Source organism: Pseudomonas sp. UBA3149 (assembly GCF_002364655.1).
Lineage (GTDB): Bacteria > Pseudomonadota > Gammaproteobacteria > Pseudomonadales > Pseudomonadaceae > Chryseomonas > Chryseomonas luteola.
On record NZ_DEYV01000006.1, the window covers coordinates 115,946 to 140,946 of the forward strand.

General features: G+C 58.7%; 21 protein-coding genes. 15 read left to right on the plus strand and 6 right to left on the minus strand.

The features are described 5' to 3' along the window. The first annotated feature begins 53 nt into the window (after positions 1-53). The 8 genes from B3729_RS04170 (at position 54) to B3729_RS04205 (ending at position 8,013) form a co-directional block, all read left to right on the plus strand. Entirely contained in the window at positions 54-977 is a 924-nt protein-coding gene (locus B3729_RS04170) for a LysR family transcriptional regulator (protein WP_286787140.1), read from the plus strand. A gap of 161 nt (positions 978-1,138) precedes the next feature. Then, positions 1,139-1,882: a gluconate 2-dehydrogenase subunit 3 family protein gene (locus B3729_RS04175; RefSeq protein WP_286787141.1), complete on the plus strand. Its 744-nt coding sequence runs from the start codon at positions 1,139-1,141 to the stop codon at positions 1,880-1,882. Between the two features lie 3 nt (positions 1,883-1,885). Then, positions 1,886-3,673 (plus strand): GMC family oxidoreductase, encoded by a 1,788-nt coding sequence (locus tag B3729_RS04180; protein WP_010796628.1) that lies wholly within the window; start codon positions 1,886-1,888, stop codon positions 3,671-3,673. Between the two features lie 11 nt (positions 3,674-3,684). After that, the gene (locus B3729_RS04185; RefSeq protein WP_286787142.1) at positions 3,685-5,025 is read left to right on the plus strand and encodes a cytochrome c; all 1,341 of its coding nucleotides are present in this window, start codon (positions 3,685-3,687) and stop codon (positions 5,023-5,025) included. A gap of 152 nt (positions 5,026-5,177) precedes the next feature. Continuing rightward, complete coding sequence (locus B3729_RS04190) at positions 5,178-5,468, plus strand: YkgJ family cysteine cluster protein (protein ID WP_404626940.1); 291 nt, start codon at positions 5,178-5,180, stop codon at positions 5,466-5,468. Positions 5,469-5,729: 261 nt separating this feature from the next. Continuing rightward, positions 5,730-6,293 (plus strand): hypothetical protein, encoded by a 564-nt coding sequence (locus B3729_RS04195; RefSeq protein ID WP_286787144.1) that lies wholly within the window; start codon positions 5,730-5,732, stop codon positions 6,291-6,293. Positions 6,294-6,481: 188 nt separating this feature from the next. Next, complete coding sequence (locus B3729_RS04200; protein WP_286787356.1) at positions 6,482-7,675, plus strand: murein transglycosylase A; 1,194 nt, start codon at positions 6,482-6,484, stop codon at positions 7,673-7,675. Beyond that, complete coding sequence (locus B3729_RS04205) at positions 7,672-8,013, plus strand: FKBP-type peptidyl-prolyl cis-trans isomerase (RefSeq protein WP_286787146.1); 342 nt, start codon at positions 7,672-7,674, stop codon at positions 8,011-8,013. Before B3729_RS04200 ends, B3729_RS04205 begins: the two co-directional genes overlap by 4 nt. 53 nt (positions 8,014-8,066) lie before the next feature. On the opposite strand, the gene treS is transcribed toward B3729_RS04205, so the two are convergent. Beyond that, a complete protein-coding gene (gene treS / locus B3729_RS04210) occupies positions 8,067-10,172 on the minus strand; it encodes a maltose alpha-D-glucosyltransferase (protein WP_286787148.1) in 2,106 nt (701 codons plus the stop codon). Positions 10,173-10,434: 262 nt separating this feature from the next. Between treS and B3729_RS04215 the strand changes: the two genes are divergently transcribed. The 5 genes from B3729_RS04215 to B3729_RS04235 all read left to right on the plus strand — a co-directional run bounded on the left by B3729_RS04215 (position 10,435) and on the right by B3729_RS04235 (position 15,486). Next, positions 10,435-10,896: a hypothetical protein gene (locus tag B3729_RS04215; RefSeq protein ID WP_244322521.1), complete on the plus strand. Its 462-nt coding sequence runs from the start codon at positions 10,435-10,437 to the stop codon at positions 10,894-10,896. Positions 10,897-11,219: 323 nt separating this feature from the next. Further along, positions 11,220-12,227, plus strand: a complete 1,008-nt coding sequence (locus B3729_RS04220; RefSeq protein ID WP_286787149.1) for an SDR family oxidoreductase — start codon at positions 11,220-11,222, stop codon at positions 12,225-12,227. A gap of 436 nt (positions 12,228-12,663) precedes the next feature. After that, positions 12,664-13,146: an MFS transporter gene (locus B3729_RS04225; RefSeq protein WP_286787157.1), complete on the plus strand. Its 483-nt coding sequence runs from the start codon at positions 12,664-12,666 to the stop codon at positions 13,144-13,146. After that, positions 13,031-14,086, plus strand: coding sequence for a sugar porter family MFS transporter (locus tag B3729_RS04230; protein WP_286787164.1), 1,056 nt, complete (start codon positions 13,031-13,033; stop codon positions 14,084-14,086). The genes B3729_RS04225 and B3729_RS04230 overlap by 116 nt, the downstream gene beginning before the upstream one ends. 122 nt (positions 14,087-14,208) lie before the next feature. Continuing rightward, positions 14,209-15,486, plus strand: a complete 1,278-nt coding sequence (locus B3729_RS04235; protein WP_286787166.1) for a hypothetical protein — start codon at positions 14,209-14,211, stop codon at positions 15,484-15,486. A 21-nt stretch (positions 15,487-15,507) separates the two neighbouring features. Here B3729_RS04235 and B3729_RS04240 read toward each other — a convergent pair whose 3' ends face one another. The 3 genes from B3729_RS04240 to B3729_RS04250 all read right to left on the minus strand — a co-directional run bounded on the left by B3729_RS04240 (position 15,508) and on the right by B3729_RS04250 (position 19,266). Next, on the minus strand, positions 15,508-15,963 hold the full coding sequence (locus tag B3729_RS04240; protein ID WP_286787170.1) for a GNAT family N-acetyltransferase: 456 nt from the start codon (positions 15,961-15,963) through the stop codon (positions 15,508-15,510). 61 nt (positions 15,964-16,024) lie between these two features. Then, positions 16,025-17,509 (minus strand): chemotaxis protein CheW, encoded by a 1,485-nt coding sequence (locus tag B3729_RS04245; RefSeq protein WP_286787172.1) that lies wholly within the window; start codon positions 17,507-17,509, stop codon positions 16,025-16,027. Between the two features lie 8 nt (positions 17,510-17,517). Continuing rightward, the gene (locus tag B3729_RS04250; protein WP_409438595.1) at positions 17,518-19,266 is read right to left on the minus strand and encodes a methyl-accepting chemotaxis protein; all 1,749 of its coding nucleotides are present in this window, start codon (positions 19,264-19,266) and stop codon (positions 17,518-17,520) included. A gap of 958 nt (positions 19,267-20,224) precedes the next feature. Here B3729_RS04250 and oxlT point away from each other — a divergent pair. Further along, entirely contained in the window at positions 20,225-21,508 is a 1,284-nt protein-coding gene (gene oxlT / locus B3729_RS04255; RefSeq protein ID WP_286787178.1) for an oxalate/formate MFS antiporter, read from the plus strand. A gap of 85 nt (positions 21,509-21,593) precedes the next feature. Continuing rightward, positions 21,594-23,183: a gamma-glutamyltransferase family protein gene (locus B3729_RS04260; protein ID WP_286787180.1), complete on the plus strand. Its 1,590-nt coding sequence runs from the start codon at positions 21,594-21,596 to the stop codon at positions 23,181-23,183. A gap of 41 nt (positions 23,184-23,224) precedes the next feature. On the opposite strand, the gene B3729_RS04265 is transcribed toward B3729_RS04260, so the two are convergent. Together B3729_RS04265 and B3729_RS24710 are read right to left on the minus strand one after the other, a co-directional pair. Then, positions 23,225-24,142: a substrate-binding domain-containing protein gene (locus B3729_RS04265; RefSeq protein WP_286787183.1), complete on the minus strand. Its 918-nt coding sequence runs from the start codon at positions 24,140-24,142 to the stop codon at positions 23,225-23,227. Between the two features lie 7 nt (positions 24,143-24,149). Beyond that, complete coding sequence (locus B3729_RS24710; protein WP_414704021.1) at positions 24,150-24,863, minus strand: methyl-accepting chemotaxis protein; 714 nt, start codon at positions 24,861-24,863, stop codon at positions 24,150-24,152. Positions 24,864-25,001: the final 138 nt, after the last annotated feature.

The window sequence follows — 25,001 nt, forward strand, 5'->3', positions numbered from 1 at the left end:
TGGATGAGTTAAAGCGTATTCTTCTTATGTTTACTCAAGAAAAAACTCACCTAATGAGCGCACCTCGCAAAGCCCCGCTTGGCCAAGTCAGCGATTTTGATATCCGCCTCCTGCGTCTGTTCAAGACGGTGGCGGAATGCGGGAGCTTTGCCGCGGCGGAAAGTGCACTGGGCATCACCCGCTCGGCCATCAGCCTGCACATGGGCGATTTGGAAAAGCGGCTGGGGATGCGGCTGTGCCAGCGCGGTCGCGCCGGATTTGCACTCACGGATGAAGGCCGGGAAGTGCTGCGGGCCAGCCAGAGCCTACTGGCCGCGCTGGAAGGCTTTCGCAGTGAAGTAAACGCCCTGCACCAGCAACTGCGAGGCGAGTTGAACATCGGCATCATCAACAACCTCGTCACGCTGCCGCAAATGCGCGTGACCCATGCGTTGCGCAAACTGAAGGCATTAGGACCGGGTGTGCGGGTAAACATTGGCATGATGACGCCGGGCGAGATCGAACGCGGGGTACTGGACGGACGGCTGCATATTGGCGTGGTTCCGCTGATCAACCCGCTGTCCGGCCTGGAATACACCGCGCTCTATGAGGAGCGCTCGCAGCTGTATTGTGGTCATGAGCATCCTCTGTTCCACCGGCCCGATGAAGAGATCCCGGACGAGACATTGCGCATGGCCGATGCTGTGGCGCCGAATTATCGGCTGACGGCCGAGGCGCTGGAGCGGCACCAGACGCTCAACTGTACGGCCACCGCGTCAGACCGCGAAGGGATTGCCTTTCTGCTGCATACCGGCAGTTACATCGGGTATCTGCCAGATCATTATGCCGCCAGCTGGGTGATGCAGGGCGTCCTGCGGCCGCTCAAGCCGGAGCGCTTCTTCTACTCCATTCCGCTCTGTGCCGCGATGCGCAAGGGCCGTCGCTCCAATCTGATCCTCCAGCGGTTTTTGGAAGCACTCGAGCATACCCAGGCTTGACGGGCTATACGTCCTTATCCATACGTATTAAAGGGTCATCAGGAACCTGCCCGCGGCACGCCGGTCGATGATGAGGCAATCTGTCGCAGATCCGCACAAATTGTTACACTTAAATGCTTAGCTTACTAACATTTAAAGCCTGATGGCTGATGGGAACCCTCATGTCCGCTGATGATACGTCTAACGCCCGCCGCGACTTTCTACGTAAGTCTCTAACCCTGATCCCCGTGGTGACACTTGCCACTACAGGCGGCGCCAGCCTGGCTCTGGCCGAGACGAAGGAGCGACAGCGTGACGAGGACAAGCCGGGACAGAGCGCCCGCGCAGACGCCTATCAGCCTACCTTTTTCGCGCCGGAAGAATGGACGTTTATCCACGCCGCCGTCGCCCGGCTGATTCCCGCTGATGATCGCGGCCCCGGTGCGATAGAAGCTGGCGTACCCGAATACATCGACCGGCAGATGAACACCCCCTATGCCCAAGGGGCGAAGTGGTACATGCAGGGGCCTTTCCAACCCGATGCACCTTCAGAGATGGGATACCAGCTCAAGCTCAATCCGCAGCAGGTTTTCCGCCTGGGCATCAAGGCCGCGGATGACTGGTCGCGCCAGCAACACGGCAAGCCGTTTGCCGAACTGGATACCGGCATCCAGGATGCCGTACTTCGTCAGTTTGAAGCCGGTGAGGCCGAGTTCGACCCGCTTCCTGCCAAGACCTTTTTTGCCGCCCTGTTGCAAAGCACCAAAGAAGGCTTTTTCTGCGATCCGATTCATGGTGGCAACAAGGACATGGTGGGCTGGAAGCTGGTGGGCTTTCCCGGCGCCCGTGCCGACTTCATGGATTGGGTGGAGCGCGACGTGGCGTACCCCTTCCCGCCGGTTTCCATCCGTGGCGAGAGGGCTTGATCCATGGCAAAAGTGATGCAGAAAGCCGATGCGGTAATCGTGGGCTTTGGCTGGACCGGGGCCATCATGGCCAAGGAGCTGACCGAGGCGGGCCTTTCCGTGGTCGCGCTGGAGCGTGGCCCGATGCGTGATACCTATCCAGATGGTTCCTACCCACAGGTGATCGACGAGCTGACCTACAGCATCCGTCGCAAGCTGTTCGTGGACACATCCAAGGAAACCGTCACCATTCGCCACAACGTGAGCCAGACGGCACTGCCCTATCGTCAGCTCGGCGCCTTTCTGCCCGGCGATGGCGTAGGCGGTGCAGGTCTGCACTGGTCCGGCGTGCATCTGCGGGTCGACCCGGTAGAGCTGCGCCTGCGCAGTCACTATGAAGAACGGTACGGCAAGAATTTCATCCCGGATGGTATGACCATCCAGGACTTTGGCGTGACCTACGAGGAGCTGGAGCCGTACTTCGATTTTGCCGAAAAAGTCTTCGGCACCTCCGGTCAGGCCTGGACGGTAAAGGGTGAGTTGGTTGGCAAAGGCAAAGGCGGCAACCCCTTTGCGCCGGACCGCTCCGATCACTTTCCGCTCACGCCGCAAAAGAATACGGTGTCAGCGCAGCTGTTTCAGAAGGCCGCCTGGGATGTGGGCTACCACCCCTATGACCTGCCCTCGGCTAATACCTCCGGTCCTTACACCAATCCCTACGGCTGCCAGATGGGGCCGTGCAATTTCTGCGGATATTGCAGTGGGTACGTCTGCTACATGTACTCCAAGTCTTCGCCTAACCTGAACATCCTGCCGGCGCTGCGCCAGGAACCCAAGTTCGAACTGCGCGCCGATGCCCACGTATTGAAGGTCAACCTGACCGACGACAAGAAGCTCGCCACAGGCGTGACCTATGTGGATGCCCAAGGCAACGAGATTGAACAGCCGGCCGATATCGTCATTCTCGGCGCTTTCCAATTCAACAACGTGCGGCTGATGCTGCTTTCAGGCATCGGCAAGCCCTATGATCCGAAAACCGGCGAAGGTGTGGTCGGCAAAAATTTCGCCTACCAGAACATGGCGACCATCAAGGCCTACTTCGACAAGGACCAGCACTTCACCAACCCCTTTATCGGTGCGGGCGGTAATGGCGTGGCGGTGGATGACTTCAATGCCGATAACTTCGACCACGGCCCTCACGGCTTTGTAGGTGGCTCGCCGTTCTGGGTGAACCAAGCGGGCACGCGCCCCATCGCCGGTGTAAGCAATCCTCCGGGCACACCCAATTGGGGCAGCCAGTGGAAGGCGGCAGCGGCCGATTACTACAACCATCAACTGTCCATGGATGCCCACGGAGCGCACCAGTCCTACCGCGACAACTACCTGGACCTCGATCCGACCTACAAGGATGCGTATGGAATGCCGCTCCTGCGCATGACCTTCGACTGGAAGGAAAACGACATCAAGATGACGCACTTCATGGTCGACAAGATGAAGCGCATCGCCGAAGCCATGAATCCCAAGGCCATCAACGTACAGGTCAAGGCGCCGGGAACGCATTTCAATACGGTCAGCTATCAGACCACCCACCTGAACGGCGGCGCCATCATGGGCACCGACCCCAAGACCAGCGCCCTCAACCGTTACCTGCAGAGCTGGGATGTGCACAACGTGTTTGTTCCGGGCGCCTCGGCCTTCCCACAGGGGCTGGGCTACAACCCGACAGGCCTTGTGGCAGCCCTCACCTACTGGTCGGCACGCGCCATTCGCGAGCAGTACCTGAAAAACCCTGGCCCACTGGTGCAGGCATGAGGACGTCGACCATGAAAGCACTCATCTCTGCACTGGCCCTGGGCCTGATCGCCCTGCCCGCCCTCGCTCAGGAAACCGGCCTGGATCAGTCCTTGATCAAGAAGGGCGAATACCTGGCTCGCGCCGGTGACTGTGTGGCCTGTCATACAGCAGCCGGCGGCAAGCCCTTCGCTGGCGGCCTGCCCATAGGCACACCCATCGGCACCATTTACTCGACCAACATCACGCCGGATAAGGAAACCGGCATCGGCAATTACAGTTTCGAGGATTTCGACAAGGCCGTACGTCACGGCATCGCCAAGGAAGGGCACTCGCTCTATCCGGCCATGCCGTATCCCTCTTATGCACGCGTCACCGAAGAGGACATGCGCGCCCTGTACGCCTACTTCATGCACGGCGTTCAGCCGGTGACTCAGCCCAACCAGGACGTGGCGATTCCCTGGCCGCTGTCGATGCGCTGGCCCCTGGCTGTCTGGCGCAAGCTGTTCGCGCCGGAGGTTGCCGACTTCAAACCGGCGCAGGGCATGGACCCAGTGGTTGCCCGTGGCGCCTATCTGGTGGAGGGCCTGGGCCATTGCGGTGCCTGCCACACACCCCGCGGCATTGCCATGCAGGAAAAAGCCCTCAGCGATGCCGACGGCAAGGACTTCCTCGCGGGTAGCGCCCCGCTGGAAGGCTGGGTTGCCAAAAGCCTGCGCAATGACCACAAGGAAGGCATTGCCCGGTGGGACGAGGCACAGCTGGTGGAATTCCTCAAGACAGGCCGCTCGGATGACATGGCCGTCTTTGGCGGCATGACGCAGGTGGTCGAGCACAGCCTGCAGTACATGAGCGACGAGGATCTGACCGCAATCGTCCGTTACCTGAAGACGCTTTCGCCGGTCCATCCGGACGCCCCGCCCTATCAGCGCAACAATGCCGTTTCCGAGATGCTGGTAAAAGGGGATGAAAGCAAGCGCGGCGCAGCGGTCTACATCGACAACTGCAACGCCTGCCACCGCTCGGATGGCCTGGGCTACACCCGGGCGTTCCCGGCACTGGCCGGTAACACCGTGGTGCAGACGGAAGACCCGACGTCCCTTATCCACATTGTGCTGGAAGGGGGCAAGCTGCCGGGTCTCAAGAGTGCGCCCTCGACAATCGTCATGCCTGCCTTCGGCTGGCGTTTGAGTGATCAGCAGGTAGCGGATGTGGTGACCTTTATCCGGACCAGCTGGGGCAACAAGGGCGGTCCGGTGGATGCCGATGCCGTCGCCAAACTGCGCAACAGCGATAATCGCACCACCTCGGGCGATGACATCGGACAAACGGCGTATGGCAATCAGCCGGAGCAGAATCCAACGCCCCGGTAATCGATCGCTGACGGAACGCAGGCAGACATGAGAGGCCTGCGGTCCGTCAGTTTTCCTCCTGATGGATCATTCTTCGTTTTGAGCAGGCCTTAACTGTCGGTAATCTTGCAGCCTGCCTTTACGCCGGTGATCACGTGATTCCGCTCCATAACCTGCCTGCCTCTGCGCCGCCCGCCAAGCCCGAACCCAGTGTCACTTGTGACACCTGTGCGGCCAAGTGCTGCCGTCTGGAAGTCATGCTGATTACGGATACCGGCGTTCCCATGCGCTTTATCGAGGAGGACCAATGGGGCTCGATGACCATGGCGCGCCTGGACGACGGCTGGTGCGCCGCGCTGGATCGAAAAACCATGCGATGCAGCATCTATGAGAATCGCCCTTTGATCTGCCGCGAATTCGAAATGGGTGGGGACGACTGCCTGGAAGAGCGCAACGCCTTCTGATAACCAGAGCACGCCCTAATGGATAGGCTACTCAGCGAGCACATTCGCTGTATGTAAGCCTGTATGCAAGGCATTATGTGCGCCCGAGCGTTTTAGTGGCCGTTGTCGATAGAGCAATCGACAGGCACGGCATTTTCAAAAGGCGAATCCGCTTCCAAATTGAACAATAGTTGTACACCGGGCGAACCGATGCCCTTTATGCACGTCAATATCGACCAATTGAAATGATCCTTGCGTTCTGTTCCACGGAGAGGAAGCCCAATGCGTTTTATGGCCCTTTGGATGGCTTTGTCACTTTTGCCCTTGAGCTGCCTGGCAGATATCAAGGTTGACCTGACCGATTACATTGTGCAGGCCTCGGAACCCAAGCGGACCGAGACGTTAGCCAAGTTGCCGCCTATCATTGAGCAATTCGGCAAGTCGCTGGGCTGCTCCTTCTCGATGGACCCACGCAATATCATCCCCTACCAGCTGGAGGGAAAAGCGGTTTTCCTGGCGGTGTACGAGCTGGATGTCGGCTGCAGCGGCACACCTACCGCCACTCGGCCGCTCATGGCCATCCTGCGCCAGAGCCCGGGCGGCGACTATTTCATCGATGCCGATTACTCGATGCCCAAGCAGAGCTCAACAGAGCTTCCCAAGCACATCAGCAGCCTTTTCATCCGAAACGATGACCTCTGGTATCAGGGGCTCACCTTCAAGGCAGCCGATGCGTCCTGCTGTCCGACACTGGATGTCACTGGCCGTATCGCCCTGGAAAATGGCGTCTGGAAAGAACATCAGCGCATGCCGCTGGAACGCATTCCAAGCACTGTAACGCCATGATCTTCCGCATAGAGTTGGTTATAATTTAACCAGCCTCGGCAGGCCTACCTGACTGTTTTGCAACATGATTCAGTAGGTGGGAAAGTCAGGATCGGCATTTGACGTCACGGTCTGATTTCACCAAGCTACCGGCTCACTCATCGACAAGAACAGTTGACGTGCTTGCCTATCGTTACCCCTGGCGGCTCATGGCCTGTGCCGCCGTATCTCTGTTAGCCTTGCTGGCCGGTTGTGACGACGGCTCCAAGTTCAAGCAAAAGCCGCCGCCCAAACCGCCGGAAGTTGCCACCTACACTCCTGTCCGCTGGGAGGATCTTCCTGTCACCAGTGACGCCGACCTTATGGCAGGCTTCAAGGCTTGGCAGGCAGGCTGCGAGAAGCTCAAGAACAACGAGGCCTGGAGTGAACCGTGTCAGGCAGCTGCGCAGGTCCCGTATGACCCACGCGCCGTACGGGACTTTCTCAAAAGCCAGCTACAGGTCTACAGCCTGCGCTCTCTGAAGGGCGAGCATGGCCTTATCACGGGCTATTACGAGCCGGTCTATCGCGGCAGCCTTGTGCAGGATGAAGCCCATCCTGTGCCGGTCTATGGCACACCTACCGACCTGATTACCGTCGATCTGGCCAGCATTTACCCTGAACTCAAGGGGAAACGCCTGCGAGGCCGACTCGAAGGCCAGACGCTCAAACCCTATGATGACGCCGCCACCATCATGCAGCAGGGTGTAGATGCCCCTGTACTGGCCTGGCTGCGTGATCCGATGGACCTGCAATTCTTACAGATCCAGGGCTCGGGCCGTGTTGAACTGGAAGATGGTCGCCAGTTGCGTATCGGGTACGCAAATCAGAACGGGTATCCCTACAAGCCTATCGGCCGCTGGCTGGTGGAGCAGGGGCTGCTGCAAAAGGAAGAGGTCAGCATGAGCAAGATTCGCGAGTGGGCCACGGCCAACCCGGATCGTGTGCCGGAGCTCTTGGGCAGTAACCCGAGCTATGTGTTTTTCAGCCAACGCCCGGACAGCAACGAAGCACCCCGCGGCTCGTTGAACGTTCCATTGACGCCTGGCTACAGCGTAGCCATTGATCGCAAGGTGATTCCGCTGGGCAGCCTGCTCTGGCTGTCCACCACCCGCCCGGATGGCAGCCCCGTGATTCGCCCGGTGGCCGCACAGGATACCGGTGGCGCCATTACGGGAGAGGTCCGGGCCGATCTTTTCTGGGGCACAGGTGATGATGCCGGCGAGCTGGCCGGCCATATGAAGCAGGACGGCCGAATCTGGATGCTTTGGCCAAAAGGCGCTCCCCTGCCGGACGCAGCGCCCAAACCTGCGGTTACGCCTGAAAAGCCGCAGAATCCAACGAACACAGAGAACACCCCATGAGCAACGAACTGACGATTGAAGATATCCAGCTGGGCGAAGGCAAGGAAGCTGTCAAAGGTGCCCTGATCACGACCCAGTACCGAGGCACTCTGGAAGATGGCACCGTATTCGACTCTTCATACGAAAAGGGTCGGCCGTTCCAGTGCGTCATCGGCACGGGCCGAGTCATCAAGGGCTGGGATATCGGGTTAATGGGGATGAAGGTGGGCGGCAAACGCAGGCTGTTCGTGCCGGCGCACCTGGCCTATGGTGAGCGCCAGATTGGCGCGCATATCAAACCGAACTCGAACCTGATCTTCGAGATCGAGCTGCTGGAAGTCCTCACCCGGGACGATTGAATCTATAAAGGGCTGCGAGCAAATACATTTTGCTTCGCAGCCCTTTTCAGCCCTTAAACGTCGAACGGCGTGTTGGGCAGGGCACCTACGATCCGCAGGCTCAGCCCCTCATACCCTTCCAGATTGATCGTCAGCTCGCCGTTGTCGGTGAGATCACCTTCAACCGTCTCGTTGATCATATCCACGACCGGCCCCGGCGTAACGTTGGTCAGGGTGATGGTTTCCTGGATCGAGGTGGCGCCAAAGTTTAGCGCGGTAATCTGGGTGCCACGCCCGGCGGGCAGCTCGTGCACCATGACCAGAAGCCCCGGCGAGGTGACATCCGGCACCGCAATCTGGTGGCTGGACGCAATGCCATAGGCCTGGCGTACCGAAAGGATACGCTTGAGCTTGTTGGCAAAGGAGTCCGGGTCGGCCAGCTGCTGGGTCAGACTGCCATAAAGGTTGACGGCCTTGGGCAGACCTTCACCGGAATGGGTCGCCTCGTTATTGGCATCTGCCAGATCATAGGCACCGCGCTGAATCCATCGTGTATCGCCATCGCGCATGCGGTCTTCCACCAGACCGAACGGCAAGGGCAATGCCCCTACCAGATCCCACCCGGACAGGGCGAATACGCCAGGTTGCAAGGCGTTATACATGGCAAGGAGCAGATGGACCCGCTTGACCCGTTCCTTGTCCTCGTCGGTCATGCTGTCCAGTTCGCGGATGCCTAGGGCTGCGGCAATCACGCTCGCCGTGGTGCAGGCTACGCCGTTGGTGACAAACCGCAGGTTGTAGGGCGCATGCTCACCGCTAAGACGCTCGTACATGACCTCACGAATATGCTCGCGCAAGATGCTGCCGCGCCAGGTCTGGCCCTGGTAGACGAAATTGGTGTCGGCATGCAGGGTCCAGAAGTGCACCAGCTCCAGGGTCAGCTCATCGTGGTTCTGCAAGGCATGGATGAGTGACGCCGGGTCGATGTTGAATTGATGCATGGTACGCAGCATCAGGCGCAGGAATTCGGTATCGCCCGTCAGCACGGCGTGATGGTAGGCCGGACGGGTGATGAAGTCGTAAGAGAGATCTGCCCCGCCCTGCCCCATGGCCGCGATATCGTCCACGGTCAGGTTGAGCTCCTGAAAGCTGAAGCCGCCAGCTTTGCGGACCATGCCGCCAATCAGTTGGTTGCCGACGATGGACAAGGGATGCCCTTCAGACCAGGCTTTGTCGTTGGCGCGCCGTTCAACACCCAGGAAGCCGTTGGCATCCAGACGCAGCCCGCGTGCGCCAAGCACATCCAGCGAATGCAGCGCATCGCCAATGATCAGTTGCTGTGCAGCGAAACTGGGGTCGAGCCAGTTCAGGGAAGGTTGACCTTCCTTGAAGTAGTGCAGGTATACCCAGCGCCGGTTCTTGCCATCCACACCGGTAACGACCGGTGTGGCACTCCAGTCAGTCTCTTTCACACCCGGTTCGAAAAAGATGACGCGCTGGAGCTGGCCGACGATATAGCACTTCTCTTTCAGGGCATCGACGACCTCGGGCGACAGGTTGACTGCATCGCGTCCTTCCGGCACCTCCGGCAGCAATTCCCAGTCCTCCGGCTTGATCTCCACCATATGGTAAAGGCCCGGATAATCTTCATAGCCTAATTCGGCGAGCCGAAAATCGGCGCCCTTGCCAGTGTGAGCCGGGATGATGTCGTCCACGACTACCGCGTTGTGGGCAGAGGCCATTCGGCTCAGGGCGATGAACTCTTCTTCCGTTCCGTAGAGCGGGTCGATGTCGAGACTGATCCGGTCGAAGTTGCCGTCGATGGTAGGCGTAATCTCCCGTCCCTTGAGCCCGCCGGACAGCTTGGTCGGCCCCGTATGGATCGCCTGCACGCCAATGGAAGACAACGCATTCCATAGCGGAGCGCTCCCCAGTGTCTTGATGACGGAATCGCCTGATCCGGTGATCACTGAGCTGGGGTAGGCCGTGAACCAGACGGAGGCAATGGCCGTGGCCCGACGCGGACGCGTTTCAGCATAGGGATGCATCCAGAGCCGCGCCTGACCGCCATACGCCTTGGCACGTTGACGAGCCTTGTAGAGCATCGACTGGTTGACTAACCATTGAACGTATTCTGGATCAGGCGCGTTTACCTGCTCTTCTGTGTCTGGCGCTGTCATATCGGACCCTGAACAGTGAATTTGTAACTTGGACTGCGCCGGTTCGCGTTTGTATCCCAACCCTTATTGCCCCTCGCCGCTCCGGTGCCTGAACGGTCATTGAAGAGCCTCAGGCGTAAACCCCATCAATATGCAGTCATAAGACAGACGCTTACATAAAAAAGATGGTTCTGCGGCACGAAAAAGCGCCAAAATGACTGGAAGACACGGAAATTTTCGCCTTATCTGCTATGAAGGCAGAACCATGACCATGGAGAGTGCTATGAGTCCCAACGATCGCATAACCAACGGCCCGGATTCCGTATCCTATACGGCAGATTCGTTTGGCTCGAAAAAGCGTCTTGCCGCACGGGAAACCATCCTGAGCGACAGCAACGTTCTGGACTGCACGGTCTACCGCCCGGACGAAAATCCGGAAGTTGATGCCGACGATCTGGGTGACGCCAAGATCCTGTTTACGGGTGAATTCAAGGTGCCCGAGGACTGGGACCAGGAAACACGCGACGATTTTTTTGGCGACATGGACCCCGACCTGTTTTCCACCGCCCGCATCGAGAGCGAGGCCGAGCCGGGCACGGCAGGTTTTTTTACACCTGAGCCGGGTGACCTCGTGGCTGCCATGCCAGGAGCCGGAGTGGTCGAGATGTTCTATGTGTACGACTATTGTGAAGACGAAACCGGTCGCCATTATGTGCTGGTACGTGAAGTAGACCCAACGCTGTAAGCCTCCCTGCACCCTGGCTTGCGCCTTTCAGGCGCGAGGCAGGCCTGCCTGTCTGTTGTTCAACCCTTAGTCATGAACGGGCCCTATCTGCAAAGGCCCTGCCCTATCCGCGTCAACTGTCATCCGCTCTAGCCCCAGGCTCTTACCTAACAGACCATTCGCCCATTATTGCCTTGGTTGGGGAACGATGCGCACGGTCTGTACGTCTACCCCGGTCACAATGATTCAAGCATCGCATCAGGTGCTTACCCGGCAGATGCCCCGACGGGCGCTGCTGCCTTGCCGTTTCGATCACCGCTTATTCCCATTCTCAGGAGCCAGCCATGAATCCGAACGACCTCTCCACGTCTCGCCGTAAACTCATGCAGGGTGCGGCTGTCACGATTGCCGCCGCCGCAGCGGCCCCCGCCTTTGCTCAGACGGCCAATGGCAAGGTTGTAGCCGACCCGGCCCCGTTGAGCGATCCCAAGAGCGGCCATCCCCGCCCTCCGTTTCAGGAGCAAACCCAACCCTGGCCAGGGCTGGCCAGCAAGATGACGCCTCGGCCAGATCACGGTGAAGAAAGCTACAAAGGCAATAACCGCCTCGCCGGCCGCAAGGCCCTGATCACCGGGGGCGACTCGGGTATCGGCCGTGCCGCAGCCATCGCCTTTGCCCGCGAAGGCGCGGACGTTGCCATTAATTACCTGCCGGATGAGGAACCCGATGCCAAGGAAGTGGTTCAGCTGATCCAGCAGGCCGGCCGCAAGGCGGTAGCCATTCCCGGTGACATTCGCGACGAAGCATTCTGCCGCGAGCTGGTGGACCGCGCCGTAAAGGAGCTGGGTGGACTGGATATCCTGGTCAACAATGCTGCGCGCCAGCAGAGCCACGATTCGATTCTTGACCTGAGCAATGAGCAGTTCGACTGGACGCTCAAGACCAATCTGTACGCCATGTTCTGGATCACCAAGGCTGCCATTCCGCATCTGCCGGAAGGCGCTTCGATCATCAACACATCATCGGTCAATGCCTACGATCCTTCGGCCAATCTGGTCGATTATGCGTTGACCAAGGCCGGCATTGCCAATTTCAGCAAGGGGCTGGCCAAACAATTGGCGGACAAGGGTATTCGCGTCAACGCCGTAGCGCCCGGCCCGTTCTGGACACCCTTGCAAGTCTGCGGTGGCCAGACGATGGAAAAGCTCAAGAGCTTTGGAGGCGACACCCCGCTCAAGCGTCCCGGCCAGCCTGTGGAAATCGCACCGCTTTACGTGCAGTTGGCTTCCACCGAGGCCAGCTATGTCACAGGTCAAGTCTTTGGCGCCTCCGGCGGAAATGGTCAGCCTTAACTGAGTCAAGCCAGCCAGGCGGTTTTGCCGCCTGGCTAACCTGCCTGGCCCGATACCGACTCGGTATCAAGTAATCGCCTCTTTATGACGATGTTTACCCTACCGGCTACGGATTTTCTTCAGGCCGCGCTCTGGCAGCCATCACTGACGCCCACCGCCTGGGAGTTCGTCAGCCTTTCACTCAGGATTCTGTGATGCAGATACTCCTCAGTGGCTTTTTTTGAAACCACTCTCCAAGCACGCCAGTCTATCCCTATGAGCCCCATACGCTCGATAACGTGGGTTCCAAACGCATCGATAGCGTCGCACGGGCAATCAATCTCCCGGCCGAAGCACGTGCATTTAGCGGACCCGCCCAGTATCAAGGCACCTTGGACTGCCTCGTGATCAACCAGGGATGGATGAGCGTCACGGCTTAACGTGCAAAGAGAAATCTATGATAAAAACCCCATCATCCCTCGCCTCGCCTGCAAATGCAGAGCCTTCGACAACAGACTCCTCGCCTACCAACCACAAGCGCAAGATGCAGATCATCACCACGATCTCAACCTTTGGCGGCTTGCTGTTTGGGTATGACACTGGCGTCATCAACGGCGCGCTTCCCTTCATCAAGGAAGACTTTGGCCTCACGCCTTTTTCTGAAAGTCTGGTGGCGTCTTCCCTAGTCTTTGGCGGTGCCATCGGTGCCGCTATCAGCGGCCGCCTCTCCGACGCCCGTGGCCGACGCAAGATCATCCTCTTGCTGTCGATCATTTTCATCCTTGGCACATTGGGCAGCACCCTTGCGCCCAACGCCGAGATCAGTGCTGGCCCGCTTCATCCTGGGGCTTGCCGTTGGTGGTGCCTCGGTCACCGTTCCGGTCTACCTGGCGGAGATGTCGCCTGCGCACAAGCGCGGGCAGATGGTGACGCGCAATGAACTGATGATCGTGTCGGGCCAGTTACTGGCCTTTACCTGCAACGCTGCGATTGCGCACTTTTTCGAGGGTAGCCATATCTGGCGCTGGATGCTGGTCATTGCCACGCTTCCAGCCGTGGTGCTCTGGCTGGGCATGCTGGTCATGCCGGAAAGTCCCCGTTGGCTCGCGTCCAAAGGCCGCTTCGGCGAAATGCTGCGTACGCTTAAAGAGGTTCGCGCCGAGCATCAGGCACATAAGGAGGCCAAGGAAGTACGCCAAGCCGCGCAGGAGGACTCCAAGACCAAAGAGGGTAGCTGGGAAGACCTGAAAACGCCCTGGATTCGCAAGATCTTTCTGATTGCTATAGGTATCGCCGTCGTGCAGCAGATCACCGGCGTCAACTCGATCATGTATTACGGCACCCAGATCCTGAAGGAGTCCGGCTTTGATACGCAGGCGGCGCTCACAGCCAACATCGCCAACGGTGTGATCTCCGTACTGGCTACCTTTCTGGGCATCTGGCTACTGGGCCGGGTCGGCCGTCGGCCGATGCTGATCACCGGCCTGATCGGCACGACTACGTGCCTGCTGCTGATTGGTCTGGTCTCGATGAGCATGGCGCCAGGCACGGAGCGCGCGTTTATTATCCTGGGCCTTACGGTCAGCTTTCTGGCTTTCCAGCAAGGGGCCATCTCACCAGTGACCTGGTTGATGCTGTCCGAGATCTTTCCCATGCGTATCCGGGGCCTGGCCCTAGGCTTTACCGGCGGCGTGCTATGGCTGACCACATTCCTGGTAGGCTTTTTCTTCCTGCAGTTAGTAGCGTGGTTCAGTATCTCCACGACGTTCTTCATGTTCTTTGCGTTCGGCCTGCTGGCCATTGCGTTCGTGGTCCGCTACCTGCCCGAGACCCGGAACAAGACACTGGAAGCCATTGAGGAGGAGTTCAAGAAGGCCTGATACGAAAGGCTCACAAGGGGCCTATATGGTCCCTTTTTATTGACGGTCGGTCCGGGATATTCCCTTGCCTTCTCCGGCTCCAATAAAAGACGATGTTGACGGGTAGTCACCGGGACAGGCGAATGAGTGCACACGTGTTGCAGGACGAGCTGTTTTCCACTTTCGACCCCAGGGAGCGACTCGATAACCAGCGGAGCCGCCTCGACGAGGCATTGGCCGCGCTGGATGAACACCGCCTGCTCAACACGGCGCCAAAGGCGCTGATCGATTACTTCATCGCGGCCTATCGGATCGAGCCGCCAGCGCTGCGCCGCCATGAGTGGCAGGCTGAAACCGATGACCATGGGGATTTCGAGGGCAATGCGGCCAGCCATCGACTCGATATCGACATACCCTTCTATGGCGACGCGGAGTGGTTTGGCGCACAGGCCGGTCCCTGGGCGGGTACGTCAGGTGCCGTACGGATCAGCGGGCAATCTCTGATTCTGACCTTCGAGATCAAGCGCGGCGCGGAGCAGGCCGCACGCACGCTGATCGACCGTGAAGTCAACGAGATCGAAAAAGCGCTCGCCTGGATTCGACAGGAGGTAGCGGCCTATAACGACAGCCTCTCGGCTATCGTGGAAACAGTCATCAACACCCGCCGCACGCGGCTGCTCTCTCATCAGGCCCTGGCGCAAACCTTGGGTATTCCACTGCACAAGCGCTCCGACGGCCCACTGGCACGGCTTACGCCTGCCTCGCGGGGGCAGCTGTTTCCTGAGCTCCCGCCCATGGGCCATGGGCCCGACTTGCCGGAGCCAACGCTGAGCCGTGATCAGCATGAGCAGATCGTGGAAACCTTGCAAAGCGCCATTACGCTGCTGGCCTACAGTCCATCACTGTTCGCCACATGGAATGAGGCGCCGTTAAGAAACTACCTGGGTATTGCACTGAACGGCCAGTTCGAGCGCCCGGAAACAATCGAGCCCTTTGTGCCCATCGGCTACAGCGCACTTGGCCTGCGTCATGGGGAGCGGATCGCCTGTCTAGCCGACTGCCTGTTTTGGAAGAGTGCCGAGGCGTATCGGGAGCAACTTGACTACCTGCTGGCCCATCCGTTGAGCCGGGAAGCCCGGCTTATCCTTCTGGTTTTTCATAGAGGTCAACGGCTGACCCGAACGATCAACGATGTCCGCGCACAAAACCACGCTCATCCCGCTTATCAGGAGGCGCCGGAAGAGCAGCCTGAGCACGGTAGCGAGGTAACGCTCCGCCTGCCTGATGACCCGATGCGAACAGTCCGCCTCACCACACTTGTCTTCAAGGCGCCCAAGGCCCAAAACAACGTGATTACCCCCCACCGGAAACCCCATAGAAAGGCCGAACCGAATCGGACTCAGATCGGATTCGATTTCTAAATCGCTCTAAACACGCCTGGGTTACGTCCGACGACGCATCCCGATATGCGGGATGTCATCTTCAAGGTAGATGTCTGTAACCGGCTCGAAGCCATAGCGGCCGTAGTAATCCTGCAGGTGCGCCTGGGCAGAGAGATAAATGGGAAGATCGACCCAGTGCGCCTCGCAAAAGGTCAGGCCCTGCTTCATCAGCTCATGCCCCAGCCCGCGACCCCGTGCGGCGGGCGCGGTTACGACGCGGCCAATCACTACCTGCCCGTCATGCAGTACCGGATCCAGTACTCGCAGATAAGCCACCAGCGTATCGCCTTCCCAGCCCATGAGGTGATAGGTATTGCCGGTCAGGTCCTGGCCGTCCACCTCCTGATAAGGACACTTCTGCTCTACCACGAAGACCTCGGTACGTAGCGCAAGAATGGCATACAGGGTCTGAACGGTGAGATCGGTTTGCGGTGTGGCGATCCAGCGGATGGACATGGGCAACTCCCGGACAAGGTAATCGCCGCATTGTCGATCACCTCGTCCTCAGGCACCAGTCCTATGCCGGCAGCATTTCCTGGCTGGCTAATTCTGCCTCCAGTTCGCGTGCCACAGCCTTCAGGTCCAGCAATGTAGCGCGCCAGCGATTGAGGCCGGAGCCGATGCTTACCAGCGTTCGCGCCCGCTGCCCAACGGAGAGGGAATCACCTGTCGGGGTTTGCCAACCCTTTTCGAGCATGCCGGGATCGAAATCGTTGAACGTCTCGATTGCATCAATCTGGCAGACCGCAAAGCCAAAGGTCATTGCCTCGCCAGTCACCAAAAGAATACGCGAGCTTTCGGTTGCCTCACGCGGCGACGAATTGATCAGGCTGCTCAGGCAGATCAGCGAGACCTGTTGCCCCCGGACGTTGATCATCCCAATCAGATGTCCCTGAGCTTGCTTGAGACGCATGAACTGCGTGGGGATATGAAGGATCTCATCCACCTGATGCAGCGGCGATGCAAACTGGATACCGGCCTCATACACCAGACAAGCCTGCCGGGATCGCGCCTTGGGCACAATACTGGAGGCCTCGCTGCTGCGGCCCTTGGCGTTTTCAAAGATCTTGGAGAACGCCTGGATATCCTTGCGACGCAGCAGCGCCGTATGGTTGAGCAGTAATGCATCATGGCCATCTTCGCCGCTTATGACCCCGGAAAACATGGCGGGGTGCTGCAGACCGAAACGCGGCATAGGCACAAGATCGTCCGGGTTGCGCCGCATCATGGCCAGAAGTTCGGTAAAGGCAAAACCAAAAGCATGGCCGTTGGCTGTCATGACCAGCAGCTGTTTTTTGGTCTCGCCAGGGACCTCTTCAAGCCCTAGGATGCGGGAAAGATTGAGCACTGGAATCGGGGTGCCCCGCAGCTCCGTGACACCCAGGCAATACTCGCTCTGAAAGAACGTGGTATCGATCCGGGGATGTTCGACCAGCTCACTGACTGCCGTAGCCTCCAGGCAGAACCGGCGACCATCACAGCCCAGCAGTATGTAATGCTTGAGCTTGAAGCGAGCCGTACGGCCGCGCTCACGCAACTCCTGTGCATGATCGAAGGCCATGAACAACTCCGGCAGCGACGCCAGCGCCTCGATATCAAGAAGGTAGATGATGCGCTCGCCCTGGCTGCCGCCCATGAAAAGGCGCGGCAACAAACCCTGTCCACGTTTGTGGGTGCCCAGTTCGCTGAGTTGCCTTTCATCGATGTGGATGACATCCGCCACGGCGTCAATCCCAATCCCGAAACGTCCTTCCTGATGATGCAGGAGGGCCACTTCGCTGGGCATTCCGCCCTCCCCAGCCGGTGTGAGACCGAGCAGCACGTGTAGGTCCACCAGCGGGACCGCGCGACCCCGCAGGCTGAACACACCGCGCATGTAAGGCGCTACCGGCGGACGTGGCTGTATCTGGTCAGGCCAGCGCACCACCTGTTGCAGGATCGATGCCGGAATGGCGATCTCGATGCCACCGACACGGACTACTCCATATGCGCTGCCAGTCATGATGGCGGTCATCCACGCGGTCCAACACCGGACGTGACGTTATTGAGGTCACGAATCAGCTCGTTCACTTCACCTGCCGTCGTCAGCTGGTCGCCCGTCGAGGCGTTGATGGCATCGATGGAGCGCGTGGTACGCACTACACCCTTGGCGATACGCTCGAAGGCTTCGCCTACGCTTCGGGAGATTTCATTACCCACCGTGATGCGCTTGGAGGACTCCTGAATCAGCTTGTCGATCTCCTTGGTCGCCTGGGATGATTTCTCGGCCAGCTTGCGCACCTCGTCCGCCACGACCGAAAAGCCCAGGCCATGCTCGCCCGCCCGCGCCGCCTCGATGGCTGCGTTGAAGGCCAGCATGTTCGTCTGGCTGGCGATGTCGCTGATGACCTGAATGATGTCCTGAATGTCTTCGGCAGACTTGGCAATAACGGCCATGGCTTCAACGGAGCGCTTGAGCGTCTCGGCGCCTTGGGCGGCCTCTTCCTGCGTCATGCGCGCCAGCCCGTTTGCCTCACCAGTGCTCTGGGCAATGTGGTTGATCGATTGCGTCAGGTTTTGCACGGAGCTGCTCATGGCTTGCGTCTTGGCCTTGACCAACTGCTCCATTTCGACCTGCTGGGTAATGTCCGTCGCGAACTTGATAACCTTGTATGGCTGGCCGTCGGCATTGAAGATTGGGTTATAGGTCGCCTGGATCCAGATCTTCTGCCCGAACTTGCCCAGGCGCATGTAACGGTCGCTGAAGAACTGCCCCTGCCCCAGACGCTGCCAGAAGTCCCGATATGCGGCTGAAGTGACGTAATGCTCCTCACAGAACATGCGGTGGTGCTTGCCGACGATCTCTTCCAGGCGATAGCCCAGGGTCGACAGGAAGTTCTGGTTGGCATGGAGAATGTTGCCCAGCAGATCGAACTCGATGACCGCCTGGCTACGATCAATGGCCGCAATCTTGCCTTCATACTCGGCACTCTTGATCTGCAAGGCCGTGATATCGGTAGCGAACTTCACGATCTTGTAAGGCTTGCCCTCGGCGTCCAGGATCGGGTTATAGGTCGCTTGAATCCAGATTTCACGCCCTTCCTTGCTGATGCGCTTGTAGACACCGGTGTCGAACTTACCACGGCCAAGCTTTTCCCAAAGCAGATGGTACGCAGTGGAGTTGGCATGTTCTTCGTCACAGAACATGCGGTGATGCTTGCCCTTGATCTCTTCCAGGCTATAGCCCAGCACAGACAGGAAATTATCGTTGGCCCGCAGTACGTGGCCGGTCAGATCGAACTCGATAACCGCCTGGGCGCGTTCGATAGCATTGACCTTGCCCTGGTGGTCGGTGCTGCGTAATACAGCCTCGGTCACATCGGACGCGAACTTGACCACCTTGTACGGTTTGCCTTCGGCATTGAAAATCGGGTTGTAGGTCGCCTGAATCCAAACCTCCCGGCCGCCCTTGCCCAGGCGCTTGTACTGCCCTGCATCGAACTCGCCGCGGCCAAGCTTTTCCCAGAACTGGCGATAGGACATGCTACTGGCGTATTCGGCATCGCAGAAGATCCGGTGATGCTGCCCGGCGATCTCCTCAAGCCGATACCCCAAGGCGTCGAGGAAATTCTGGTTGGCGCGCAGGATGGTGCCATCAAGGTTAAACTCGATGACGGCTTGGGAGCGATCAATCGCTGACCAGAGTGAATTGAACTCCGCCGCCTGGGCGTCAGCGTTGAAGTCTTGGGGGGCATTCATTGGATTTCTCTCCGGTAGCATTCGTGGGCAAAAAACCGCCCTATGGTTTTTGCGATAACGATGCTATCGGCTGAGCCGGATCCGGCTTGATACTACCGCCTATTATTTTGTCGCCCCGTCACTACCCCTTGTCCAACAGCGTACCCAGGACTCTGAATAAAACCTGAACAAGCCCATATGTTAGCCAGCCAAGCGGCTGAGTAGGTCCTTTCCAGGCCTATAGTCCGCCCCGTCTTCAATCGTGGAGTTTCTCTTGGCTTCTCTTGGACTGTTGTCCGTATAGCCGATTGCGCATCGGTAACTGATGGCAAGGCCCACCCAGACATTTTCTGCCACTGCCCTTGCCGTTCGAGCCGATAGTGGCATTGGTCGACCACGCAGATCAGAACCAATCCCTGTCGACACCTTATCGTGAGCAATGCCGTAGCCGATGTGGGTCTTCATGCGTCCCCATAATGCCTACGCCCCGCCCGGCCAGTGGCTTGTGCTCGCCCGTTGAACGCCGGGGCAAAACGCCATTGGCAGGGCGGTTATATGCGTCTGGAAAACATCAAGCCGCAAGATGTCCGTTTCACGCTATACATTGGCTTTTTAGCGCTATCCCGAAAAGCATAATCGGGTTAAGTTCTAACCTGTGATATTTAATATGTATGCATTAAATATTTAGTTGAATATATTATTCAAACCAATGCTTAACTTATCCTGAAGCAGAGCAAACTTACCTTACATACTTATTAAGTCTGCATCCCATTGATTTCGAATAAAAAAGCCCGCCCTTAAAGCGGGCTTTTTTATTTCACACAGATATTAAATAGCTTCAAAAAAGTGCCAAGCGCACCAAGTTAGAGCAGCAAATTATACTTATGGATGAACATATCCTTATATTTTAACGCCAACGCCTTAAAACATAAGGAATATATAAAGCTGGCATATCCATTGCTCTCGTATTCATATCGTTATATAGCCCTCGGAAACTTCCATGAATACGAAGATATTGGTAGATAGTCGCGCGCCAGGCAGCGCTCTGGGCACTCGCTGGTTTCAACTGGCCGCAGGCGTTGTCTGCATGATGGCCATTTCAAGCCCGCAATATGTCTGGACATTGTTTACGGCGCCATTGACCCAAAAGCTGGGTGTCTCACTGGCTCAGATCCAGATTACCTTTTCCATTCTGATCGTCCTGCAAACGTTTTTCTCGCCAGTACAAGGTTTTCTGATTGACCGTTTCGGCTTACGCAAACTGATCGCCTTTGGTTGTGCCCTCACAGGGCTGTCCTGGATTCTGGCAAGTCAGGCCAACTCACTCGCCATGATCTACCTGACCTACGGCCTAATGGGGGGCTTGGGAACCGGCATCGTGTATGTGGGCATCGTTGGCTTGATGGTTCGCTGGTTTCCTGATCACCGGGGGCTGGCAGCCGGTGCGGTTGCCGCAGGTTACGGCATGGGTGCGATGATCACGACCTTTCCCATCAGCAATAGCCTCGCAGCGGCTGGCATGGAAAATACCCTGGTCACCTTTGGTCTGATCCTGGGGATTGTCGGCCTGCTCGCCGCACAGTTCCTGCGCCAACCGCCAGCCGAGTTGGCAGAGCGGATTGCCGACACCAGCCCTGCCTCCAGCACCGCACCGGACGTTGCACCCAAGGCTATGCTCAAGACGCCGCTGTTCTGGCTCATGTTTGCCATGTTCGCGATGATGTCGACCTCGGGCCTCATGGTAACGTCGCAGATGGCCAGCTTTGCCAAGGATTTTGGCATGACCGGTGTCATGGTCTTTGGCATGGCTGCACTGCCGCTCGCAATGACCATCGACCGTGTCTGCAATGGCCTGACCCGCCCGCTGTTTGGCTGGATCTCGGACCGATATGGCCGTGAAAACACTATGGCCTTCGCCTTTTTCGCAGAAGGCATTGCCATGACCCTGTGGCTGCTGACCAGCGATAACCCTGTGCTGTTCGTATTGCTGTCCGGTGTAGTCTTCCTGGGCTGCGGCGAAATCTTCTCCCTGTTCCCCTCTACCCTGACCGACACCTTTGGCACCCGCAACGCCACGACTAATTACGGTTTCCTGTACATGGCTCAAGGGATCGGCTCCATCTTTGGCGGCCCGATGGCCGCCCTGCTCCACCAGTCCACAGACAGCTGGATGCCGGTGTTCGCCGTGGCCATCAGCTTTGACCTGATTACAGCGGCCCTGGCCCTGTTCGTGCTCAAACGCATGCGCCGTCAATGGCTCGCCAAGAACTCCAGCGTCGCTTAACTGAAGTGGCCGGGAGGCTCCAGATAAGCGGAGTCTCCCCCTCTGCTCTCCCGGCGGGACCCTTTGTTCGTCAAGGAAAAGAAGAATGCTTAATACCACTGTTGCTGCCCGCGGAATTGCCGTCGCTCCTCACAGTCTTGCTGCTCAATCGGCCCTGGCCGTGCTGCGTGAAGGTGGCAATGCCATCGAGGCCATGGTCGCCGCGGCGGCCAGCATTGCCGTTGTCTATCCCCATATGAACAGCCTGGGTGGGGATGGCTTCTGGCTGATCGTTCCGCCTGAAGATGATCCGGTTGCCATTGATGCCAGCGGCCCGGCAGGCAGCCACGCCACCCTCGAGCATTACGCGGGTATGGATCGTATTCCAACACGCGGCCCGAAAGCCGCGCTTACCGTTGCGGGCACAGTTGGTGGCTGGCAGGAGGCGTTGGCGGTTTCCGGGGAGCTGGGCGGTAAGATGCCATTACCACGCCTTCTGGCTGATGCCATCCATTACGCCGCAGAAGGTATTCCGGTCACGCTGTCCCAGCATCTTGCCACCTCCAGCAAGCGGCACGAGCTGGAATCCGTTCCCGGCTTTGCCGAAACCTTTCTAGAAAATGGCGAGGCACCCGTGGCCGGAAGCTTATTCAGACAACCACGGCTGGCCGCCACCCTGCATCAGCTGGCGGAAGAGGGACTGGATACCTTCTACCGGGGCGCTCTGGCAGCCAGTATCGCCCATGACCTGGAGGCGCTGGGCTCTCCTGTTTCGCGCAATGATCTGGCCGCCTATCGCGCCCGCCGGGTAAAGCCACTGGCGCTTCAGCATAGCGCCGGAATGGTCTACAACCTGACGCCTCCATCCCAGGGGCTGGTCTCCCAGCTCATTCTTGGCATTGCCGACCACGCCGGGCTGGACAGCTGCACAGCCGACAGCGCCGAGCACATTCATACGCTGGTCGAGGCGACCAAACTGGCCTTCCGGGTACGCGATGAGCACATTACCGACCCCGAGCATATGACCATCGACCCACAGGCGTGCCTCACCTCGGATTATCTTGAAGAACTGGCCAGGGTCATCGACCCGGAAAAAGCGGCGCCCTGGGGCGAAGGCAAAGGGCCGGGTGATACCATCTGGATGGGCGTGATCGATGGGAACGGGCTGGCCGTTTCGTTTATCCAAAGCATCTACCATGAGTTCGGTAGCGGTGTGGTCTTGCCAGCCAGTGGCCTCAACTGGCAGAACCGAGGGGCATCGTTCAGTCTGGACCCCAACCATCTGCTGGCCCTCATGCCTGGCAAGAAGCCCTTTCACACCCTCAACCCCGCCGCGGCACGGCTCAAGGATGGAAGAACCCTGGTGTACGGCACCATGGGTGGCGATGGCCAACCGCAAACCCAGGCAGCGGTTTTCAGCCGCTACGCCGTCTTCAATCAGCCGCTCCAGCAGGCAGTCACTGCGCCTCGCTGGCTACTAGGCCGGACCTGGGGCGAAAGCACCGATACGCTCAAGCTCGAGTCCCGCTTTACGGCAGACGTGTTCGAAGCGCTGCGCGCGCGCGGTCATGACGTGGAAAGCCTGCCCCCCTTCAGCGAGACCATGGGCCATGCCGGTGCGGCCGTACGCCATCCGAGCGGTGTGTTCGAGGGCGCGTTTGATCCCCGTAGCAACGGCGCGGCAGCAGGGTACTGATATCAAAAGACCGGGCCTGGCCCGGTCTTTTTTCGTCTGTGTTACTGGAACTGACTACGGTTTTCCGGTGTGATCAGCTTGAAAGGCACCCAGTTCACAGGCTCGACCCGCTCACCCCGGATCATGTGCAGTGCAACCTCTACGGCACCGTTGGCTTGCCCTGCCGCATCCTGGAGTACGCTGACGGTCAGCTTGCCCTGATCCATCAACTTGAGCGCATCGGGTGTGCCGTCGATACCGCCGATCAGGTAGTCCTTGGGATTCTTGCCTGCCTTCTCCAGCCCCATCACAGCGCCGATAGCCATCTCATCATTATTTGCGGCGATGATGTCAAAGCTCACGCCTTGCTTGAGCCAGTCCATGACAGTGCTCGCCGCCTCGCTACGCTGCCAGTGGGCAATGGTCTTCTGTACGATCTTCATGTTCGGGTATTTGGCCACAACGTTTTCTACGTCTTCGGTACGAATTTTCGAAGCCTTGTTGCCTGGATCGCCAACCAGAATAACGACGTTGCCCTTGTAGTTGGCCCGGCGCGCCAGCTCTTCCATTTGCAAGGTGCCTGACTCGATCTCATTCGAACCGACGAACGCAGTCTGCGGCGCCCAGGCGGCTGGCTCGGGATTACGGTTGATGAAAACCAGCGGGATCTTCGCCTCGTTGGCGAGCCGGGTCATTTCCGGTGCGGTCTTCATGTCCACTGCGGTCACGATAATGGCATCCACCTTAGAGGCGATCAGGTTGCGAATCTGGCGCATCTGCAAGGTGCCGTTATCCTGCGCATCCTCCATAAAGACATCGGCATCCAGACTGCTGGCGTGGCGCTGTACGTTATTGCGCAGCAGGACCTGGAAGTTGTCGTTGTTCTTGGCGACACCCACGCCGATCAGGGGCGTGGCGGCCTGGGCCAGACTGCTCAGGAGCAGGCCGGCACCGAGTAGAGAGGTCATCCAGTGTTTCATGTTCGCCTCACACGCTGAAATGATGAAGTAGCCGACGCTGCACCTGAGCCATTTCGGACAAGTCCTGGCTGCTTTGTGCGGTACGCTCGGCACCCTCGGCGGCCAGCTGGGCCGCATCGTTGATGTACGTGACCATGCGGCTGGTTTCCTGCACGGTCGCGCTCTGCTCTTCAGTGGCCGCCGCGATCTGGATGTTCATGTCACGGATGCTGTTCACCGCGCTGCTCATGGAGCCCAGCAGCTCATCTGCGCCGGAGGCCAGGCGAACACAGTCGTTGGACTGGGTCTGGCTCTCGTTCATGACCTTCACGACCGAGTGGATCTTGCCCTGCATCTGCTCGATCATCTTCTGGATCTCGCTGGTGGAGGTCTGTGTACGACTCGCCAGGGAGCGCACCTCGTCCGCCACCACGGCAAACCCACGCCCCTGCTCACCGGCGCGCGCCGCCTCGATGGCCGCGTTGAGGGCCAGCAGGTTGGTCTGCTCGGCGATGGTGCGAATCGCATCCACAATGCCATCGATCTGCTTGCCGTAGCCCTGAAGCTCGTCGGTTTCCAGCGAGGCCTTGTTGATCTGGTCGGCCTGCAGACGAATGCTGCTGATGGTTTCGGCGACGCGCTCCTGCACCTTACTGGTCAGCTCGTGGGTATCGTCCACTGCCTGACGGGTGTCGTTCGCCCGTCTGGCGACCTCATGCACGGTACTTTCCATCTCGGTCATGGCCGAGGCGGCAGAGTTGAGGCGATCACGCTGCTCATCCACAGCACGTGTGGTGCGCTCGCTGATCTCGGCATTGCTGTCCGCCGTCTGCGCCAGACTGTCGGCTGAGCGGGTCAGCTCACGCAGCGTGTCCTGCAG

Excerpts from the sequence above, each read along its gene's own strand:
- B3729_RS04170 (WP_286787140.1), top strand. The coding sequence starts at position 54 with ATGAGCGCACCTCGCAAAGCCCCGCTTGGCCAAGTCAGCGATTTTGAT.
- B3729_RS04175 (WP_286787141.1), top strand. The coding sequence starts at position 1,139 with ATGTCCGCTGATGATACGTCTAACGCCCGCCGCGACTTTCTACGTAAG.
- B3729_RS04180 (WP_010796628.1), top strand. The coding sequence starts at position 1,886 with ATGGCAAAAGTGATGCAGAAAGCCGATGCGGTAATCGTGGGCTTTGGC.
- B3729_RS04185 (WP_286787142.1), top strand. The coding sequence starts at position 3,685 with ATGAAAGCACTCATCTCTGCACTGGCCCTGGGCCTGATCGCCCTGCCC.
- B3729_RS04195 (WP_286787144.1), top strand. The coding sequence starts at position 5,730 with ATGCGTTTTATGGCCCTTTGGATGGCTTTGTCACTTTTGCCCTTGAGC.
- B3729_RS04200 (WP_286787356.1), top strand. The coding sequence starts at position 6,482 with ATGGCCTGTGCCGCCGTATCTCTGTTAGCCTTGCTGGCCGGTTGTGAC.
- B3729_RS04205 (WP_286787146.1), top strand. The coding sequence starts at position 7,672 with ATGAGCAACGAACTGACGATTGAAGATATCCAGCTGGGCGAAGGCAAG.
- treS (WP_286787148.1), bottom strand. The coding sequence starts at position 10,172 with ATGACAGCGCCAGACACAGAAGAGCAGGTAAACGCGCCTGATCCAGAA.
- B3729_RS04215 (WP_244322521.1), top strand. The coding sequence starts at position 10,435 with ATGAGTCCCAACGATCGCATAACCAACGGCCCGGATTCCGTATCCTAT.
- B3729_RS04220 (WP_286787149.1), top strand. The coding sequence starts at position 11,220 with ATGAATCCGAACGACCTCTCCACGTCTCGCCGTAAACTCATGCAGGGT.
- B3729_RS04225 (WP_286787157.1), top strand. The coding sequence starts at position 12,664 with ATGATAAAAACCCCATCATCCCTCGCCTCGCCTGCAAATGCAGAGCCT.
- B3729_RS04235 (WP_286787166.1), top strand. The coding sequence starts at position 14,209 with ATGAGTGCACACGTGTTGCAGGACGAGCTGTTTTCCACTTTCGACCCC.
- B3729_RS04240 (WP_286787170.1), bottom strand. The coding sequence starts at position 15,963 with ATGTCCATCCGCTGGATCGCCACACCGCAAACCGATCTCACCGTTCAG.
- B3729_RS04245 (WP_286787172.1), bottom strand. The coding sequence starts at position 17,509 with ATGACTGGCAGCGCATATGGAGTAGTCCGTGTCGGTGGCATCGAGATC.
- B3729_RS04250 (WP_409438595.1), bottom strand. The coding sequence starts at position 19,266 with ATGCTACCGGAGAGAAATCCAATGAATGCCCCCCAAGACTTCAACGCT.
- oxlT (WP_286787178.1), top strand. The coding sequence starts at position 20,225 with ATGAATACGAAGATATTGGTAGATAGTCGCGCGCCAGGCAGCGCTCTG.
- B3729_RS04260 (WP_286787180.1), top strand. The coding sequence starts at position 21,594 with ATGCTTAATACCACTGTTGCTGCCCGCGGAATTGCCGTCGCTCCTCAC.
- B3729_RS04265 (WP_286787183.1), bottom strand. The coding sequence starts at position 24,142 with ATGAAACACTGGATGACCTCTCTACTCGGTGCCGGCCTGCTCCTGAGC.
- B3729_RS24710 (WP_414704021.1), bottom strand. The coding sequence starts at position 24,863 with ATGACCGAGATGGAAAGTACCGTGCATGAGGTCGCCAGACGGGCGAAC.